The sequence below is a fragment of the Nitrospiraceae bacterium genome, from assembly GCA_020632595.1.
Taxonomy (GTDB): Bacteria; Nitrospirota; Nitrospiria; order Nitrospirales; family UBA8639; genus Nitrospira_E.
Map to the genome: position 1 here is coordinate 1 of JACKFF010000014.1, position 17,984 is coordinate 17,984.

Genomic DNA, 17,984 nt, shown 5'->3' on the forward strand with positions numbered 1-17,984 from the left:
AGGTCAGAGGAACCAGCTCGGTTAATCCCGTGACTTGAGGATATTTCTTGTGCAAGACCAGAAGAACCTCTTGAGCCAAATCTTCAGCCACATCCCTTGACCCACGAGATGTCGCAAATGCCACAATCCTCTCACGGAGTTGGCCAATGATCTGATCCCGGGTCATAGACCGGTTATGGCCTTTTCCCGTTAATCAACAACAATTCAACCTCCGGACCTATTTTGCACGAGGATTCTCACCCAAGTGCCGCTTTCCCGTGAGCGAGAGGTTCGATCCTGAAATGTGGCGTTCGTATGATTTCTGAAGCTTTTGGGTATTGTACCACTGGTTGGGAATGAAGGAGAGAAACCTGCAAGAAAGCACACACGAACCCTTCGGCAACCGGCGGAAAGCCCGGAATGTGACAACAGAAGGCTCTACACTTTTTGCACTTCGAAATACAGAAGCGCATGGTCGGAATATTTTCTGGTCCAGGCATCTCGTTTCTCGGGAGTCGTTTCTTGCGGCCACCCGCGAATATCGATGTGGGCTGATCCAAAGGCCTTAAACCGCAGATGGTCCGCTGCCACGACGTGATCAAGGTTGCCAGGTGAGTAAGAGGACGTCGATCCCGGCCAATAGGTCTCCGGATAGGACTTGTCGAGCACCTGCATCTTCCGGGTTTTTACCCGTTTCTGCAGACGTTGGACTTCCTCGACTGCACTGACATCCTTCGTGCTAAACGTCAGATTCATCCCCATCGTATTGAGATCCCCCAGAAAAATATAATTCGCCTGCCCCCCACTGCACGATGCCTTATCCAGGACTTTTCGCAATTTGAGCGCCCGTTCGGTCTGATCGTCCCGCAAGCCAAATCCTCGAGGCTCCGTCAGACTTTTTAAATGCAAAAACAACAGGGGATAGGGTTTCCCATCCACTTGAATCGTCAGCAAGGATCCAGGCCGAAGAACGGATACCCCGGATTTAAATTCCAGCCGCTGAGTATAAAAACTCGAGAAGGTTCGCTTTACACCTATCAGAATTTCCTGTGCTTGAGGCCCTTCCGTAATATGAAACTGGTAGTCCGGCATTACCGTCACAATGGTGTCATATACCGTTGAGCCTACGACTTCGTATACCGCGACCACGTCGGCATGTTGTTGGGCCAGAAATTCGATAATGGGGCCGACCGGTTTTTTCGGCTTCACCTTATTTTTGTTCATCGCCCCGAAATGCTCCACATTCCATGACGCAACAGAGAATGCCTTGGCCATCATCTCCTCCTTGGTGACGTGTGATAGGTCATGAAATCTTCACCTTTCCCAAGGTTGAATCATAGGCTTGGAAAAAGAAAAAGATTGGATTAGGTGGACTAAAACCCTCTCACGATCCCCTGATTAGGTTTTTCAGCAGAGAGGCAAATTGGCAGAAACCGGAAGCACCAGAGAAAACGTGGCACGATTTAAATAGACGTCAAATAGGCCGCAATGAACAAGACGGCCAGGCTCAGACTCAAGATGGCTCGTTGGACCCACACTACTTTACCGGAAAACAGGAGTGGCTCCGTCTCAGTCTTTTTGCTTTTTGCGGAGACCCCATAGGGATCAAGAATAAGATCGTGGACGAAAATTAATCCTCCAACAATCGCAAAGACAAAAAGCTTGAGCATCATGATCAAGCCCCAACTGGTTTCAATACGTGCTGATCCGCTTTCATCCAATAATTGAGAGGCTCCGGTAAAGACCAGCGCCATGAGACTCACCCACCCCACCATTTTAAACCGTTGGCCAAATTTTTTGGCCATCTCAAGAGCTTCCATCGACGGTACCTTGGCCTTGCCTTCGGTCAAACTTGGTCGGACAACGAGCTGAACAAACATCCATCCGCCAATGAAAGTGATGGCGGCCAATAAGTGAATCCACGTAACAACATAGGCGGGCATCTGTTTTCTCCTACAATTTTCATTCATCTCCCAAACGGTGCCATAATACCCACTGAAACAAGGAAAGACCACCAAGAAACGTGCCGGATTCTTTCGCCCCCTGACTGGAATCGGCTATGGTTCTCTCAACAGCTGTGGAGGTCAAATGATGAAGATTCGTTTTCAGCTATTCCCAAATCTTTCCAAAATATTTGTCCTGGGCCTCCTGGGTCCATTCGCCCTTGCTGGATTCATGGCCATTGACCCCTCGTGGGGAGCTGAAGCAGACAAGGAGCGATGGAACAAGAAATATGAAACCGAGAACTATCTATTCGGACGGGACCCTATCCCGTTCTTAAAAGACCATGTCGATCTTCTCCCCAAAGGGGCTGCCCTTGACCTGGCCATGGGCGAAGGACGCAACGGAGTCTTTTTAGCCACGAAAGGCTTTCAGGTCACCGGAGTCGATATTTCAGAGGCGGGTTTCGAAAAAGCCAGCGCCCTCGCTTCCGAGAAAGGGGTGAAGCTGACCACCGTCGTGGCCGACCTGGAACAATACACGATTCCCCCCAGTTCCTACGATGTGATTATCTGCACCTATTTTCTGCAGCGCGATCTCTTCCCAAAAATTACAGCTGCCCTCAAGCCTGGCGGGGTGGCTCTGATCGAAACCTATACGGTTGATCATTTGCAATATCGCCCAAAATTTAACCGGACCTTCCTCCTGGAGCGAAATGAATTATTAACGTTGCTCCCTGGCCTGCGGGTGTTGCGTTATCAAGAAGTCGATACTGGCGATGCAGCCTTTGCCAGTATTCTGGCACAAAAACCTCTACAGGCCACACAGCAATAAGTGCAAAGACTCTAATGTATCTCCCCTCTTCTGAAAGTACTGGAATGGTTGCGGCCTTTTGGATCGATGGGGTACCCTGGCAGCTTCCTTTTTGTCCGTGCATGATGACTAGAATCGGAACCCAACCCTCATGACCCAAACCCATGCCGATCAACCCACTGCCGCTACCTGGGCAGGAGTCAGCCCTCAGGTCTTGGAGGGGGACATACTCAATCAACGGGCATGGCGCATGCCCGATATTGTGATTTACCAGCATGCGCCGGATGAATGGTGGGTGGCCCCGCTAGATGAAGAGCTACCCCTGATTCGACTCAATCGCCTCGGCGCAGCCCTGCTCGGCGCGATGGATGGTCGTATGACTATTGGCGCCCTGCTTAATCAGTATGGGAAATGGGTCTGCAGCCCGACCCAACAGAATGGTCGCTGGCATTTAGAACGGTGGGCCCAACCACGGTTTTCGTTAGCCTATTTTGGAACCGAACCCCCTAGCGGCCACAGCGCGGAAGCGAAATGGGATTTGTTATTGCAAAAGGTGCGGGAAGGGTGGCATCAAAACGTTCAGGCTGAAACCGAAGATCATCTGTCCAAATTTCACGTCCAAGGGATCCAAGGGCCCCACGGGCATTTTGAAATCATCGAAACGACGGTCTCTCATTTATTTCGCGAACCCTGCGAAGCCATGAACGGGCTGACCTATGGGCGACTGCTCGGCAAAACCCTACGGCAAATGGGCTGGCTCTCCCCCAAACCCAAACGCATTGTGGAAGTGGGCGCCGGCCTCGGGTATGTCTCAAAGGAACTGGCAGGAGAACTCTCAGCGGAGGAGCGGAAAGACATCCAGTACACCTTTCTGGATCTGACCGGCCCGTTTCTGGGATCCCAAACGTCGCTGGCACGCCAAGCAGGGTGGACGGCCACAGCTATTCAAGCCAATGCCGAACGAATGCCGCTGGCGGACCGTTCCGTTGATTTATTGATCGACAATGAAAATCTTGCCGACATGACGCCAATCCAATTTACCGGAGACGAACTCCTCACGTTTCGAGGCGAGAATCCCCTGCATGAGGAAGCCCTGGACCTTATCAGGCGCATGCGCCTGCCACTCATGCCACCCTTTCCCGACGAAGTGATTTTCAATTACGGCGCCATTCAATTTCTACAGGAAGTCTGGCGCGTGCTGAAGCCGGGCGGACGTGCCATCCTGGTCGAATTCGGGATCGAAGATGATTGGCCTTCTCCCGTCAGATTGCCGGGTCACACCGAATATGAAGTGCAATTCAGTCATCTCCGTCATGCCGCCAAATGGCTGGGCTTCCGCGAGCAGTATTGCACCCTCCCGCAATTGCTCGGCATGAAACGGGACATTAATGTCTTATGTACCGGGGCGGCCTATACCCTACGGCGATTTTGTCGTGAATTGGAAAAGCCCTTCTCCGTGCGGGCCTATACCGAAAAAGAATTGGGCACGGCGCTGGGCGCTCTTCTCCCCAAACTCACCGGCCTGCATTACCATAACGTCTTGGATCCGGCATGGTTCGGTCTGTGGGATTTCAAAGTCTTGTTGGTCGAAAAGCCCGGCGGGATGAGCATCGGGCAACAACCGGCCTTTAAAGAATCCGGCGGCTTCCGCTGGTACACTCAACGTTAGGGTTGAGTCTTTTTCCGTTACCACTTTTTTCAAAACAGATTGTTCATTTTTTTGGCTTTATCTACCAGCACTCCTTCGCGAAGGCCAAAGTCGCTGACCAGGCATGCGTCAAAGCCGAAGATTTCCATGATTCTTCGTAGAATCACCGTGCCTGCCACGATGACATATTCCCGCCCGGATTCAAGGCCTGGCATGGCCAAGCGCTGCGGACCGGTTTTGGTAAGGAGATCCTGCTCCAGCTCTTTGATAGTCGACAACGTTAACTCGTAATTGTGGACACGTGCCGACTCATATCTCGGCAGTCCTTGAGCCATCGCCGCGAGTGTGGTCACGGAACCTGCCGTCCCGACCAGCGGGATGCCTGAAAAAGTCCCGAAGGATTTCGACACCTTGGCCAGCTCCTGATCAATACAGGTTTCAGCCAGGTGAATCTCCTGAACTGTGGGCGGATCCAGACGAAATACCCGTTCCAATAAGCGCACCACGCCCAGATCCAACGAAATAACGGCCGGAGCCTTTCCAGATTGAGCCAGAATACATTCGGTACTACCTCCGCCGATATCCAATCCCAAAAAATTCGCAATGGCAGGTGGCAGACCAAAACGAATACCCAACAAGGTTCGCCGGGCTTCTTCTTCTCCCGTTAGGATCTCCACTTCCCAGCCGGTTTCTTGAGTGACAAGGTCGAGAAAGTCTTGGCGGTTTTCCGATTCACGCACAGCGCTGGTCGCCACGACTGCTACTCCGTTGAGCGGATACTTCGCGGTCTTTTTTTTCCAATCTTTTAGTGTGGACACAACGCGATCCATCGCGCCCTGTGATAAGCGTTTGTATTGGTCCACCCCTTCCCCAAGCCGTAAGATCCGCCGATCTGCATCAACAACGGTTAATTCCCCCGGTGGATTCACTTCTGCCACCAACAAGCGGCAGGTTAAGGTGCCAATATCGATTCCTGCGAGTAACATGCTGTCGCTTCTCCGATCTTGAGATAGGCCTCCATAAATTCCCCCTCACGGTCTTCCAAGTTCAAAATTAAAAGGGACCGAAAGGTTAAGGTCGACATCCATACCTGAAAGCCACTCAAAAAGGCCAGTACATTGAAATCCGTCCTGACTTCTTTTCCCACCCAAGATTTCTGTGTTAGGATTTTGGATCGTACTTCATATTAATGCCCTTAAACTTTCGGCCTGTCACTTACAAAGGAGAAAAGGATGGCGCAAATTCATTGCCGAAAATGCGATAAAGACGCGGACCCGATCACGGACAATCTTTTTATGGGGAAACTGGAAGAAGAAATCAAACAGAAAGTCTGTCAATCCTGCTGGAATGAATGGGCCGGCCCGGGTGGAACAAAGACCATGGTTATTAATGAGTATCAGTTGAATTTAGGGGATGAAAATGCCCGGCAAACCCTGAAGACACAGATGCGGACTTTTTTGAAATTGGATGATACGACGGGCGAATTTAAAGATTACCGCCATTAATCTATCAAAATTTCCTACCAGATTTCTGAGGCGTTCGGATTAAGGCTTCTTTTTTACGCAGGACTTCTCCAGCCTTGTTTGGCAGAGCCGGAGGGATTCATCGTGCAGCCTTGCTTGAGGAGAGTTGGGATTGGGTCAGTTTTCCGATGGTACTGCTACGACCATGAATGATTTTCTCACGGGAAATGCCTCTTGATGGATTTCCTGTGGCACGTTAGGATGAGTGTATGGACACACCATTAGGCAAGGGGGTTTTCCTCATCGCTACTCCGGCTTTGCGCGACCCCAATTTCCGTCAAACGGTCGTGCTGCTTTGCGAGCATGGACCGGAAGGGGCCCTGGGGGTGGTCGTGAATCGTCCGACCGAGATGAATATTGCCGAGGTCCTGCCACAAGTTCCAGTGCTCGAAGGGCAGGAACATCGGGTCTATTCCGGGGGGCCTGTTCAGAAAAATAGCTTACTCGTCTTGTACCGTCTAAATGAGGAAATTGAAGATACTCATGCGGTGCTTGACGGCGTGTATCTCGGCGGAAATATGGAGACGCTGGAGCGTATTCTTGAAGTTCCCGGTGAGCACGAATCGTTTCGGGCATATATGGGCTATTCGGGCTGGGGACCAGGACAATTGGAGACGGAAATGGAAAGTGGCTCATGGCTCACCATGCCTGCACAACCTCACCTCGTCTTCGATGAGGATTCCCAGGACTTATGGGGCGAGGTCATCCGATCCTTCGGAGATCAATATACGATGTATGCGCATATGCCCGTTGATCCAAATTTAAACTAGTGTAGTGTTACATATATGGCTATACAACTGACAGGGAAGCATGGTACTGTTGCGGCATGTTTACCGCCGCGACAGCCCTCCCGTGTGACGCTAAGCAAAAGAAGCGTTTGGAAGATCTTGTCCGGGCAGGAAAAACCCCGCAGAAGGTGGCGTTGCGAGCGAAGATCGTTTTACTTGCCGCCCGTGGACTGTCGAACAACCGGATTGCCAAAGAGATGCAGACGACTCGCCCCACCGTGTTATTGTGGCGCACGCGATTTGAGCGGTTTGGTTATCCGGGACTCCTGAAAGATTGGCAACGGCCCGGACGCAAACCGAAGATTTCGGAGGAAACTGTGCGCGAAGTGATCGAGCTCACCTTGCATCGTCAACCGAAAGGAGCGACCCATTGGAGTACGCGCACGTTGGCGAAGCAAACCGGGCTGTCGCATGTCGCGATCCAACGCATCTGGAAACACCATGGCCTGCAGCCCCATCGGGTGGAGACGTTCAAAATCTCCACAGACGACCGGTTTGTCGAAAAGATTCGGGATATTGTTGGGTTATATCTGAAGCCACCCGAACGGGCCCTGGTGCTGTCCGTGGATGAAAAAAGTCAAATCCAAGCCCTGGATCGTACGCAGCCGGGCTTGCCTATGAAACGGGGACGCTGCGGCACGATGACGCATGATTATAAACGACATGGGACGACGACCCTTTTTGCCGCCCTCAATATGCTTGATGGCACGGTCATCGGGGAGTGTTTACCCCGCCACCGGAGTCAAGAGTTTATCAGGTTTCTGAAGACCATCGACCATGCCACGCCTCCTGCGCTGGATCTGCATCTCATCGTGGACAATTACAGCACCCATAAAAGTCCAGCTGTGCAACGCTGGCTCAAGCGACATCCGCGCGTGCACTTCCATTTCACTCCCACGAGCGCGTCGTGGCTGAATATGGTTGAGCGGTGGTTTCGAGAGCTGACGCAACGCCGGCTTCGACGCGGGGTGTTCAAAAGCGTGCCAGACCTCATTGCCGCCATTGAAGACTTTCTGCGCCATCATAATGAGAACCCCAAAATTTTCACCTGGCATAAGGATGCAGACACGATCCTTGCCAAGATCAAGCATTGTAAAGAAGCGTTAGTTACATAACACTAGCCCCTTCCCCGGCTCGACGGCACCCTCATCTCCAAGAAACCTCCGGCTTCAACAAGACCTAAGCCCATTTCTTTGATAAGGTCTGGTGTATGACCACGCAGACCGAGCCAGGTCATTGGCTCAAAAATTTCTGTCTTCTTCTTGTCAGTCCCAAAATGCTGGTCATGCTTTTGACCGGCTTCTCTTCCGGCCTTCCTCTTCTGCTCATTGGTTCGACCCTCAAATTCTGGATGCGGGAAGAAGGGCTCGATTTAACCACCATCGGATTTTTCGGATTAGTCGGCCTCCCCTATACGCTCAAATTTCTCTGGGCTCCCGTGATGGACCGACTCGTATCGTCTGCTCTGGGAAGACGACGAGGGTGGATGCTGGGCACTCAGATAGCGTTGATGATCACCATCGCCTCGCTCGCGTTGACTCAACCGGCAATTCATTTATCAACCCTCGCGGTCTTGTGTGTCCTTGTGGCGTTTTTTAGCGCCAGCCAGGATATCGTCCTGGATGCCTATCGCCGTGAATGCCTCTCTGACGAGGAACTCGGCATTGGATCGTCCATGTTTATTTATGGCTATCGCTTGGGAATGTTGGTCGCTGGAGCGTTGGCCTTATTTCTGGCAGATCAGGAGAGCCTTCCCTGGAATGCGGTCTATTTCATCATGGGCGCCATGATGATGATCGGCATTCTCACGACATGGTTTGCCCCGGAACCCACCATTCCCGCCCCACCACCAGCATCATGGCAGGAAGCCATCACAGGTCCATTTCTGGAGTTTTTTTCCCGTCCGGGCGCGCTCATGATGCTGTTGTTCATCCTGCTGTATAAGGTCGGCGATAGTATGGCGTCAGAAATGCTCTCTCCATTTATGGTGGATCTCGGCGTCTCAAAAACCGACTATGCGATGATCGTCAAGGTTTTTGGCATGATTGCCTTGATGGCGGGAGGATTGATTGGTGGGCTGGTGGTCTACCGCCTGGGTATTGTGCCATCCCTGTTTATTCTGGGTTTCCTGCAAATGATTTCAACGGCAGGATTTGTCATTCTGGCCTATACGGGCAATCACCTCCCGACCCTGACCGCCGTCATTGCCTTTGAAACCATTTCCAGTGGTCTGGGACAAACCGCGTTCGTGGCCTTTATGGCCAGTCTCACCAACAAGCGGTTTACTGCCACACAATATGCCCTGTTGACCAGCTTCATGGGCATTCCACGGGTCTTTGCCGGCTCCACCACCGGGATTCTGGCCACCTGGTTGGGATGGGAAGGATTTTTTCTTCTGTGTACCTTCATTGCCCTGCCCGGCTTATTTCTTATTCCTTATCTCCGGCGCCTGGAAGAACGCCACTAATCCATCCCCAGCCAATAAACCTTGTTGAGCCGGCAAAGATGGAGTTGAGACAACCCAGGACGACCACATCCCCTTATTTCCAAATGAAGGTGAAACATTTCCTGATAGTTCCCATGCACCTACAGACAGTTAAAATGGCCAAAACCAGAAATGAGGGGTATCGGGTGGGGGCTGAATGACTGAATGATCAAAGGTTAAATCCGGTCGCAACGCCACATGTAAAATATAGGTGACCCCTTCACCTTTTCCTAGATTCATGGATGGCGCGACAGGAAAAAATACACGGAATATCCATCCGAAATTTATCCGCATCGTCCTGCTATCGCCATATCGATAACGAAAAACCATTCCGCCTGCCCCTTCCTCAATTTCATCAGGCGCGCCTAATTTTCCGGCCACATCCCGAATCGTGCTTTTCCCTGGCACCAACTCGTCGAAAGAGTCGGCAACCAATGGATCATTGACCACTACACGACGAAAGTCACAGCCGGCCAGGACAAGAACCACCAGGATGCCAAGGATTCCGGTTTTTCCTAGGACCCAGACCATCTTGCCTACTCTCCGAACGGCCAGATTTGAAATTCCACATTTTTGGTCCGATTGCCAAACACCACGTCATCCACTATCCCTTGGGAATTAAAAAATACCCAGAGATGATCACTGCCAATATTCAGACGGGACAGAAACAGCAGCCATCCCAACTTGCTGTCAAACCGGCGGTAGTGAAAAATCTCATAGCCGTTTGCCTGGACAATGTCATCGGGGGCCCCAAATTGTTGAGCTACTTCCTGTCTATTTGTTATGCCTTTCTCAATGGTCTCAATCCGATCCTCCGGAAAAGGCTCACCCACTTCTCCCCGGACAAAGGCACAACCACTTACCATGCTCACCAAAACCAGAAGGCCGGCCAAAAGAAGGACTCCTTTTGGATTTCTCCAAAAATGGCTGAAACCGGCTTGAGATTCCCGCAACATAGTTCGTTCTCCTCCTCTTTATGAGCTGTTCCCTCGAGGCAGCCAGGGAAACAATTTATTAGTGGTGTGTTGATATCGGCGATACGCTTCCCCTCGGCTGGTCAGAGCCTGAGCCTCGGCCCAGGGCACTCCCGTCACCCATAAGAGGGACCACATCATGAGCACAGGCCACAGAATCGCCATCCATGCCCCCGTCAGTCCAACTGCCAAGGGAATATACGCACACCACTGTAGGATTTCAAAAAAATAATTAGGATGACGGGAAAACCGCCACAACCCCGTCTGTAAGACCTTGCCCTGATTAGTCGGATCGGATCGGAACCGTTCAAGTTGAATATCCGCAAGAGCCTCTCCAAAGAAGGCTAGCAAAAAGATTCCGAGGCCCAAAAGATCCCAGCCTCTTAGCGCGGATTCAGAATGGCCCATAATCCAGCACAGGAGAAATCCAAAGAACAGACAAGCAGGAACTTGCAGTATGAAGTACCCCAAAATTCCGACCGATTCCCATTTGCCCAGCACTGCCCGAAGAGTTATATACCGGGGATCTTCCGACCTTCCCCAAATGCGATTCTTCCACAGGTGCCAGCCCAACCGGCAGGCATACGCACTCCCCATGCCCACAACAAGAACCCGTCGCCATGGGCTGCCTTCAGCCTCCAGTCCGCAAATAGCAATGACAAGGCCAAATCCCAAGCAAAATCCTACATCGGCGAATGATGCATTGCCCACTCGTAAATGTACCAGCCACAAGGCAACGAAGAGCATCAGGAGGAGACCGACCATCTGAGACACATGCGGAAGCGTGAGCATATGCCAGGAAAGCGGATTCACCTGAGATCCGGAAAACACACGGTCAACAGCACGACCATGAAGATCTTTGAAAAGGGACTCAATTCGCGGCTAAGGCCAAAGGACTCCGAACGGTTTGCTCTTCCGTGACGGGACTTAAGTTTGGTTCGAGGAGAAACACCCGGTCACCGGATACCTTCCCCTCCTGGATGAGAAATTCTCGAATGCCTTGAGCCCGTTGCTGAGCCAGGAGACGAAGCTGCTCATCCTCCACTTTGATCGATTCAAGCAATTGGGATCTCATCTGCTCAGGTGAAGGGATGTCCGGAGCCTTCCCTTCCGGAGAAGAAGCCGGGGTATTAGGTGGCGCTCCAAATTGCTCGGCATACACCTCTGCGAGCAAGCGCCCTTCCTCCTCTGGACTGAGTTCAATCTTATCCAAAGACATCCCCTCCCTCGCGGAGGAGGAACCCTGAACGAATTTTCGCTGTTGCAGTTGTTTCCGAAATTCCCTGGCGGCCAAACCCTCGCGATCGACCTGAGGATCGGCAGCCCCGGCGATATCCAGTCGTAAGGCAGGACGATCGCCCAGCGCTTGACCAAGGGTATGCAGCTTTTCCTGCTCAGCAGGAGACAACTGGGCATTACCCGCGGGAAAGGCCACATATTGCAGATCATCACCGCTGCCACCCACCAATCCTCCGACCATGGCAAAAGGAGATGTCGCAACTTTCGTCAGAAGATTTCCCAGGGCATTCCAGATCACTCCTCCATAACTAAAATCCGGGTCGTCCAAATTCCCGCGAACCGGCAAATCGATATCGATCTGTCCTTTGCGGTCTTTCAGTAAGGCCACGGCAAGAGGAATCGGCAACGACGTCGCATCCGGACTTTCGACTTTCTCACCCATAGTCAATTGATCAATCAACACCTTATTTTCACCAACGAGAGTCTTTTCAGAAACTTTATAGTCAAGATCCAACGACAGCTTCCCCTTCGTAATGGGATACCCGACATAATGGGCCGAATAAGGAGAGACGGTGGGGAGATCAAGATTGTTGAAGGTGACGGTCACATCCGTATAGGCCTCTTCACTCAAAGGATTAATTTGCCCCGCAATTTTGAATGGAGCATATTGGTCTACCGTCCCTTCTAACGCGACATCGGCTTTGGCTAATTGTTCCGAGGAGAGTCCTTTAATGGTGCCGGTCAGCCCCTCAATTTCAGTGACGACATTGGGGGAAATTGATTGATCCGTAAAGCGAGCCAGGAGATTGGTAAGTGTGACGGCTCCAATTTTGACCGGAGTCGGTGGCTCTCCGGAAATGTCTGCTTCTGCTGGATTTTCATCTGAGGCAGACTCTTTTGGGGACACGGATCCTGGTGGTGAAAACAACCGCTTGAGGTTCATCCCTCCATCCGCATCAATCAACAATGTGAGCGTGGGATTTGTCAGTCCGATGTCACGAAGATTCACTGAGGTGGGTTCAATCTGAAGATCCAACTCCTTCAGCACAAACGCATCCCACGTCAAGAAGGGTGCGTCCTGCATGGGATCGTCAAGCGCCAAATTAGCAACTGCCATCCCTCCCTGAAACGTCAGCATTGGTTGTGTCTTGGCCCTCGTCTGATAATGGGTTTTCCCTTGCAGCGTGAGCGCCCCGTCTCCGACATCAAATTGAACAAAGGAAGCCATGTACGGTTGAAACGGCTGAAGGGCAATATCTTTCAAGGACACGTCCAGTTCAATGGTCAAAGGATCTACCTCTAATATGCCTTGTAATGTGGCCTGTCCAGTTTGATTGACCTGAAACGAGAGATCGAGAGGAAGAGGTCGATCCAAATCCAAGGACACGTTCGAGGTGTGAAAATGAATGGTGTTCAATAGCAGCTTGACAGGATCTTCGGGTTGGCGGTCCTCGAAATCAATCGTGAAGTTATCCAAGGCCATATCCTCAATGACCATATTCCAGGGATTGGCCGGGGCGGTTTCCGGTTCAGGAGCTGTCTGACTTTCCAATGCCACAGGTGAAAACAACTCCTGATAATTGACCACTCCATCCTTCCCGACCCACCCGGTAAAATGAGCGTCGCGAGACTGTATCGAAGGAATTTGAACGTCCTGCTTGGCCACATCAACCGAGACGCCGTTGACTTCAAAGAGGGGCATCGTGATCACGGGGGAGAGGGTCCCCTTCTCCTGAATCTGTAAATCATGAATCGTCAGGCTCCCTCCATCGACCAGGACATTCAATCCCTGATCCGTCGTAGACATTCGATAATGTCCCTTCATCGTTATCTGTCCTTGAGGAATCTCAAATCGAACCAGATCCTGAGCATAAGTCCATAGTCTGGGCAATTGGTAATCTTCAAAAACCAAGCGCCCTTCGGACTGAAAGGGTTCCAGGGTAACCGTCCCTTCCCAGTTAATTTTTTCACCTGCACTGCGTTCGGCTGAGAGTGCATAGGAATTCGCCTGACCTTTTTGCGTACTAAACTGTTCCAGCGTGAGATTAATTGGCACGAAATGCGCCACAAATGGAGTCGGACGGGAATAATCCCGAAATTCCAACATTCCCTGTTGAATGGAAAGTTGTTCGATGAGAATCGACGGCAATTCTGTTGATTCTGGTGATGAGGTTTCCTCAGATAGAGCCTCGGGTGGGACATCCTGAGAATCCGGGGAAGAGCCTAATGCCGCGAGATTCAAGGACCCGTCGGCGCGAACCCATGCCAATCCATACGGCAGCCCCAACCGAATTTCCGCAAAAGCGTAGGCTCGCTTGACCAGGGAAGCGGCCGGTTCGAAATCGATAAACAACTCCCCAAATCCGAGTAACGGAGAGCCATCAGGTTCCTGAACATCAAATCCATTTATCTGCAGCTTAAATAGAAAGGGATTGAACCGGACTTCCTGAATGACCACCGGCCGACCGAGTTGCTCTGAAAGCATGGGTGGAACCTTCGTGGTAATGGCCCAGGGAACCACCAGGTAACCCACAAAAATATAGAGAAGGAACAAGCCAAGAAAAATAAAAAAAAGAATTTTGCCACTTTTTTTCATGATCTGGGGTTTCTACGCATGAAAGAAAATGGAATGGGAAAGATACGACAATGAAACACGGTTAAAATTTGACGCGAACCACTCAAGGTAAACTCAAACGGCTGAACGTGTCGTTTTATGATAACGGCCCGATTCTTTGAGAGCTAGTCTGGTCCACGCTGCCTGGCTCTCCACAATCCCCGCCCACAAAAATTGATTTTGATCGAGGGCCTGCGCGCTCATCACGGTCGTGACGCAAAGCTCCTGAATCCAAAAGATTTCAGGTGGATACCATTCAGGTTTTGCCTAACCAAAAGGTTGCACCCAACTTGACATGCCTGACGTTTGTTCACTATTGTCTTGGGTTTGCTTAAAATGGTGTATTTTCCATTGGATCCCTTTTCATGTTTACCACGCTGACAGAGAAAATCGAAAAAGTTTTCAAACAGTTACGCGGCCAGGCCGTTCTAACTGAACAAAATATAACCGATGCCTTGAAAGAGGTGCGCCTGGCACTGTTAGAAGCCGACGTCAATTTCAAAATTGTTAAAGACTTTATTGAGAAGGTTCGTATAAAAGCCGTCGGGCAGGAAGTCCTGAAAAGTCTCACGCCCGCCCATCAAGTCGTGAAAGTTGTCTGGGAGGAACTTAGGGACCTTCTCGGACATGAACAAAGCGCCCTCCATCTCTCATCACAGCCTCCTACCGTCATCATGATGGTCGGATTGCAAGGCTCAGGCAAGACCACCACCACCGGGAAACTCGCTCATTATTTTAAAAATGAAGGCAAGCGGGTCTTGCTGGTCGCGGCAGATCCCCGTCGCCCTGCGGCAGGAGATCAGTTGACCTCACTGGGGACCGACCTGGATATTCCAGTCCATCGTGGCACCAACGAGGGTCAATCTGGCGCCCAGGCCGTTCAAACCTGTCGGGATGGAGTCGCCCGCGGACGTGATCACGGCTACGATGTGGTGCTCTTAGATACCGGCGGTCGACTGCAAATCGATGAAGAATTGATGCAGGAATTAGTCGATATTCAGACGGGCGTTAAGCCACAAGAAGTCTTGCTAATCGCCGACTCCATGACCGGTCAGGAAGCGGTTGCTGTTGCCGAACGCTTTAATCAGGTTCTCGGTCTCACTGGCGTCATTTTAACAAAGGTCGAGGGCGATGCCCGCGGCGGAGCGGTGCTATCCATCCGGGCGGCAACAGGAAAACCCATTAAATTCCTAGGAATCGGGGAAAAGCTGGATGCGTTAGAGCCCTTTTACCCAGACCGGATGGCCTCCCGTATTCTCGGTATGGGTGATGTGCTGACCTTGATCGAGAAAGCCCAGGAAAATTTTTCCCAGGAACAAGCGGTCGCATTGCAAAAAAAGGTTTCGACTAATACCCTGACGTTGGAAGATTTTCGTGATCAGATCAAACAGGTGAATAAATTAGGGTCATTCGATCAGATTTTAGACATGCTTCCGGGCGGGCAAAAGATTAAAACGATGATGGGGCCAGGCGCAGCCGGGAATGCTCAGCTACCCGAAAAAGAAATGAAACGGGTTGTGGCCATTATCGACTCGATGACCCCGCGCGAAAGACGGGATCATACGATTTTAAATGGGAATCGAAAGAAGAGGGTGGCCAAAGGCAGCGGAACATCCGTTCAAGAGGTCAATCGGCTCATAAAGCAATTTTTGGATGCCCGACGCATGATGAAGTCCCTGGTCGGAGGGCAAATGGGGTTGGGAAAAGGAAAAAAGCGCGGGAAGCTGATCCGCCGGGCTATCCATGCCAGGCAATAAATTCAAGTCTCCCTGAGCTTTTTCATTCATTCATATTCACGACAGAGGAGATTGCCAGTGGCAGTACATTTGCGACTTACACGCGTGGGCCGGCATAAACGGCCATTTTATCGAGTAGTGGCAGCCGATGCCCGCATGCCGCGGGACGGTCGGTTCATTGAGGTTATCGGGACCTATGACCCCCTCAAGGCAAGCGATAAGGCGTCGTTCAAAGAAGATCGGGTGTTGAATTGGCTTCAAAATGGGGCTCAGCCCACTGATTCCGTCAGGGGTTTATTACGACAAACCGGTATCTGGAAGGCCTTTCGGGAATCCAAACAAGCCCCAGCAAAATAATCCCGGCATGTCAGGGTAATGGGTGAGGTATAGCCCTATTGTATGTATCCTGCATTTTAGGATGCCACCGTATATTGGCTAAATTATGGATGCTTCTGAGCCATCACGGTCTCCCATGGTAACCATTGGCCGGATTCTCAAGCCGTTCGGCGTCCATGGGGAAGTACGGATTGAATCGCTTTCGGATGTTCCCGGCCGGTTTGAGGGATTAGAAACAGTGACACTGGCCCTTCCAGATGAAAGGGTTGTGGAAACCCTGGTGACCTCGGTCCGGCAGATCAACCAGGGTGTGATTTTAGGTCTTTCAGCGTTTTCGACACCGGAAACCGCTGCCTTGTACCGAGGGGCCTGGATTAAGATTCCAGAGAATCAGAACCTACCCAGGGACACTGATACATATTATCAGTTTGAATTAATCGGGCTCAGGGTTGAAGATGCCGAAGGACATTCCATAGGAACATTAGAGGAAGTGCTGGAATATCCCCAACATCATGTGTTTGTGATTCGAAATGAGGATCGCGAAATTCTGGTCCCTGCCAGTCGGCGAACTATTGCCCTGGTAGACCTCCCCCATAAGGTTTTGCGGTTAACCTCGCGTGAATGGTGGGATACCACGTATGCGTTGTGACATTTTGACATTATTTCCCGAGTTGATTCACTCTGTGAGCTCACAGAGCATCATGAAACGCGCCCAGGATAAGGGCCTGCTCACACTCAATGTCCACAACATTCGGGACTATACCCATGATCCACATCGGACGGCGGATGATACGCCCTACGGAGGTGGCGGCGGGATGGTCATGAAGGCCGAACCGATTTTTCAAGCCATTGACCGGCTAACACAGGAACTCAATGAAATACGCATCATTATCCCTTCTCCACAGGGCATCAGGTTTTCCCATGGACTTGCGAATGACCTGAGCCAGGAGACTCGCCCGTTGCTATTTATTTGTGGGCACTATGAGGGAATAGACGAACGCGTGCGAACCCATTTGCGGGTTGAAGAAATTTCCCTTGGGGATTATGTGCTGACCGGTGGTGAGTTGGCCGCACTCGTGATGATCGATGCGGCCATGCGTCTCATACCCGGAGTATTAGGGGACCCACATTCTGCTCAGCGAGAGTCCTTTGTGGAATCCCTATTAGACTTTCCTCATTTCACGAAACCCGTTGAAATTCGAGGCATGTCAGTTCCTGACATTTTGATGTCCGGCAACCATGAAGCCATTCGCCGTTGGCGTCGAAAAGAATCCTTACGCCAGACGCTGCTGAAACGGCCGGATTTGTTAAATCATCATACTTGGAGTAGTGAAGATCGTGAATTATTGGAAGAGATTGAACACAACTATACCTCGACGTCCGGTCGTACGACGAGACCTTGAAGGAGGGAGACTTTCATGAATCTGTTGGAGCGTTTAGAGCAATCGTTGGCACAGGGAACCGTGCCGTTTTTTGAAATTGGTGACACCGTCAGAGTCAAAGTGCGCGTGGTGGAAGAACGACAATACGGGAAAAAGAAGGAAGAGGCCAAAGAACGCATTCAGGTGTTTGAAGGGCTCGTAATCGCTCGGAAAGGCCGCAAGGTATGTGAGAATTTTACCGTTCGCAAGATTTCATTTGGAGTCGGAGTCGAGCGGATTTTCCCCCTTCACTCTCCTAATCTGGCAGGCATCGAAGTCATCAGAAAAGGTCAAGTGCGGCGGGCGAAGTTGTATTACCTTCGAGACAAAAAAGGCAAAGCTGCTAAAATTTCAGAACGGGAGTTTTCGCGTACACCAAAAACGGTAAAAAATGCTGGATCGGCAGTCGAGGTTCCTGAATCCGGTGAATCGGAATCCGCGGAAGTAACGGAATAACGCAAAAGAAAGGGCTCACCTTTCATTGCAC

At 51.1% G+C, this 17,984-nt stretch carries 18 protein-coding genes; 11 read left to right on the top strand and 7 right to left on the bottom strand.

Annotated elements, in window-relative coordinates:
• Nucleotides 1–417: 417 nt before the first annotated feature.
• Nucleotides 418–1,203 (bottom strand): hypothetical protein, encoded by a 786-nt coding sequence (locus tag H6750_18120; GenBank protein MCB9776223.1) that lies wholly within the window; start codon nt 1,201–1,203, stop codon nt 418–420.
• 239 nt (nt 1,204–1,442) lie between these two features.
• Nucleotides 1,443–1,922: a hypothetical protein gene (locus tag H6750_18125; protein ID MCB9776224.1), complete on the bottom strand. Its 480-nt coding sequence runs from the start codon at nt 1,920–1,922 to the stop codon at nt 1,443–1,445.
• 232 nt (nt 1,923–2,154) lie between these two features.
• Here H6750_18125 and H6750_18130 point away from each other — a divergent pair, with 232 nt between their 5' ends.
• On the top strand, nt 2,155–2,754 hold the full coding sequence (locus H6750_18130; GenBank protein MCB9776225.1) for a class I SAM-dependent methyltransferase: 600 nt from the start codon (nt 2,155–2,157) through the stop codon (nt 2,752–2,754).
• Between the two features lie 130 nt (nt 2,755–2,884).
• The gene (locus H6750_18135; GenBank protein ID MCB9776226.1) at nt 2,885–4,402 is read left to right on the top strand and encodes a class I SAM-dependent methyltransferase; all 1,518 of its coding nucleotides are present in this window, start codon (nt 2,885–2,887) and stop codon (nt 4,400–4,402) included.
• Nucleotides 4,403–4,431: 29 nt separating this feature from the next.
• On the opposite strand, the gene H6750_18140 is transcribed toward H6750_18135, so the two are convergent.
• Nucleotides 4,432–5,367, bottom strand: a complete 936-nt coding sequence (locus H6750_18140; GenBank protein MCB9776227.1) for a Ppx/GppA family phosphatase — start codon at nt 5,365–5,367, stop codon at nt 4,432–4,434.
• Nucleotides 5,368–5,613: 246 nt separating this feature from the next.
• Here H6750_18140 and H6750_18145 point away from each other — a divergent pair, with 246 nt between their 5' ends.
• From H6750_18145 to H6750_18160, 4 genes are all read left to right on the top strand, one after another.
• Nucleotides 5,614–5,886 (top strand): Fe(2+)-trafficking protein, encoded by a 273-nt coding sequence (locus H6750_18145; GenBank protein ID MCB9776228.1) that lies wholly within the window; start codon nt 5,614–5,616, stop codon nt 5,884–5,886.
• Between the two features lie 227 nt (nt 5,887–6,113).
• Complete coding sequence (locus H6750_18150; protein ID MCB9776229.1) at nt 6,114–6,674, top strand: YqgE/AlgH family protein; 561 nt, start codon at nt 6,114–6,116, stop codon at nt 6,672–6,674.
• Between the two features lie 56 nt (nt 6,675–6,730).
• Nucleotides 6,731–7,807, top strand: a complete 1,077-nt coding sequence (locus H6750_18155; protein MCB9776230.1) for an IS630 family transposase — start codon at nt 6,731–6,733, stop codon at nt 7,805–7,807.
• A 95-nt stretch (nt 7,808–7,902) separates the two neighbouring features.
• Nucleotides 7,903–9,159 (top strand): AmpG family muropeptide MFS transporter, encoded by a 1,257-nt coding sequence (locus H6750_18160; GenBank protein MCB9776231.1) that lies wholly within the window; start codon nt 7,903–7,905, stop codon nt 9,157–9,159.
• A gap of 129 nt (nt 9,160–9,288) precedes the next feature.
• On the opposite strand, the gene H6750_18165 is transcribed toward H6750_18160, so the two are convergent.
• From H6750_18165 to H6750_18180, 4 genes are read right to left on the bottom strand one after another with little or no spacing between them, the layout of a single operon-like run.
• The gene (locus H6750_18165; protein MCB9776232.1) at nt 9,289–9,708 is read right to left on the bottom strand and encodes a hypothetical protein; all 420 of its coding nucleotides are present in this window, start codon (nt 9,706–9,708) and stop codon (nt 9,289–9,291) included.
• 5 nt (nt 9,709–9,713) lie between these two features.
• Nucleotides 9,714–10,133 (bottom strand): hypothetical protein, encoded by a 420-nt coding sequence (locus tag H6750_18170; GenBank protein ID MCB9776233.1) that lies wholly within the window; start codon nt 10,131–10,133, stop codon nt 9,714–9,716.
• Between the two features lie 18 nt (nt 10,134–10,151).
• A complete protein-coding gene (locus tag H6750_18175) occupies nt 10,152–10,982 on the bottom strand; it encodes a DUF1295 domain-containing protein (GenBank protein ID MCB9776234.1) in 831 nt (276 codons plus the stop codon).
• A 40-nt stretch (nt 10,983–11,022) separates the two neighbouring features.
• Nucleotides 11,023–13,986, bottom strand: coding sequence for a DUF748 domain-containing protein (locus H6750_18180; protein ID MCB9776235.1), 2,964 nt, complete (start codon nt 13,984–13,986; stop codon nt 11,023–11,025).
• 383 nt (nt 13,987–14,369) lie between these two features.
• Between H6750_18180 and ffh the strand changes: the two genes are divergently transcribed.
• The 5 genes from ffh (at nt 14,370) to rplS (ending at nt 17,953) form a co-directional block, all read left to right on the top strand.
• Nucleotides 14,370–15,761 carry a signal recognition particle protein gene (ffh, locus tag H6750_18185; GenBank protein ID MCB9776236.1) on the top strand — a complete coding sequence of 464 codons (1,392 nt, stop codon included), beginning with the start codon at nt 14,370–14,372 and terminating at the stop codon, nt 15,759–15,761.
• Between the two features lie 57 nt (nt 15,762–15,818).
• Nucleotides 15,819–16,097 (top strand): 30S ribosomal protein S16, encoded by a 279-nt coding sequence (rpsP, locus tag H6750_18190; GenBank protein MCB9776237.1) that lies wholly within the window; start codon nt 15,819–15,821, stop codon nt 16,095–16,097.
• A gap of 85 nt (nt 16,098–16,182) precedes the next feature.
• Nucleotides 16,183–16,725: a 16S rRNA processing protein RimM gene (gene rimM / locus H6750_18195; protein MCB9776238.1), complete on the top strand. Its 543-nt coding sequence runs from the start codon at nt 16,183–16,185 to the stop codon at nt 16,723–16,725.
• The gene (gene trmD / locus H6750_18200) at nt 16,715–17,479 is read left to right on the top strand and encodes a tRNA (guanosine(37)-N1)-methyltransferase TrmD (GenBank protein ID MCB9776239.1); all 765 of its coding nucleotides are present in this window, start codon (nt 16,715–16,717) and stop codon (nt 17,477–17,479) included. Before rimM ends, trmD begins: the two co-directional genes overlap by 11 nt.
• Nucleotides 17,480–17,494: 15 nt before the next feature.
• Nucleotides 17,495–17,953 (top strand): 50S ribosomal protein L19, encoded by a 459-nt coding sequence (gene rplS / locus H6750_18205; protein ID MCB9776240.1) that lies wholly within the window; start codon nt 17,495–17,497, stop codon nt 17,951–17,953.
• The last annotated feature ends 31 nt before the right edge of the window (nt 17,954–17,984 follow it).

What these genes read in the sequence shown, in the direction of transcription:
- H6750_18120 (MCB9776223.1), bottom strand. Translation starts at nt 1,203, where the DNA reads ATGAACAAAAATAAGGTGAAGCCGAAAAAACCGGTCGGCCCCATTATC.
- H6750_18125 (MCB9776224.1), bottom strand. Translation starts at nt 1,922, where the DNA reads ATGCCCGCCTATGTTGTTACGTGGATTCACTTATTGGCCGCCATCACT.
- H6750_18130 (MCB9776225.1), top strand. Translation starts at nt 2,155, where the DNA reads ATGGCCATTGACCCCTCGTGGGGAGCTGAAGCAGACAAGGAGCGATGG.
- H6750_18135 (MCB9776226.1), top strand. Translation starts at nt 2,885, where the DNA reads ATGACCCAAACCCATGCCGATCAACCCACTGCCGCTACCTGGGCAGGA.
- H6750_18140 (MCB9776227.1), bottom strand. Translation starts at nt 5,367, where the DNA reads ATGTTACTCGCAGGAATCGATATTGGCACCTTAACCTGCCGCTTGTTG.
- H6750_18145 (MCB9776228.1), top strand. Translation starts at nt 5,614, where the DNA reads ATGGCGCAAATTCATTGCCGAAAATGCGATAAAGACGCGGACCCGATC.
- H6750_18150 (MCB9776229.1), top strand. Translation starts at nt 6,114, where the DNA reads ATGGACACACCATTAGGCAAGGGGGTTTTCCTCATCGCTACTCCGGCT.
- H6750_18155 (MCB9776230.1), top strand. Translation starts at nt 6,731, where the DNA reads ATGTTTACCGCCGCGACAGCCCTCCCGTGTGACGCTAAGCAAAAGAAG.
- H6750_18160 (MCB9776231.1), top strand. Translation starts at nt 7,903, where the DNA reads ATGACCACGCAGACCGAGCCAGGTCATTGGCTCAAAAATTTCTGTCTT.
- H6750_18165 (MCB9776232.1), bottom strand. Translation starts at nt 9,708, where the DNA reads ATGGTCTGGGTCCTAGGAAAAACCGGAATCCTTGGCATCCTGGTGGTT.
- H6750_18170 (MCB9776233.1), bottom strand. Translation starts at nt 10,133, where the DNA reads ATGTTGCGGGAATCTCAAGCCGGTTTCAGCCATTTTTGGAGAAATCCA.
- H6750_18180 (MCB9776235.1), bottom strand. Translation starts at nt 13,986, where the DNA reads ATGAAAAAAAGTGGCAAAATTCTTTTTTTTATTTTTCTTGGCTTGTTC.
- ffh (MCB9776236.1), top strand. Translation starts at nt 14,370, where the DNA reads ATGTTTACCACGCTGACAGAGAAAATCGAAAAAGTTTTCAAACAGTTA.
- rimM (MCB9776238.1), top strand. Translation starts at nt 16,183, where the DNA reads ATGGATGCTTCTGAGCCATCACGGTCTCCCATGGTAACCATTGGCCGG.
- trmD (MCB9776239.1), top strand. Translation starts at nt 16,715, where the DNA reads ATGCGTTGTGACATTTTGACATTATTTCCCGAGTTGATTCACTCTGTG.
- rplS (MCB9776240.1), top strand. Translation starts at nt 17,495, where the DNA reads ATGAATCTGTTGGAGCGTTTAGAGCAATCGTTGGCACAGGGAACCGTG.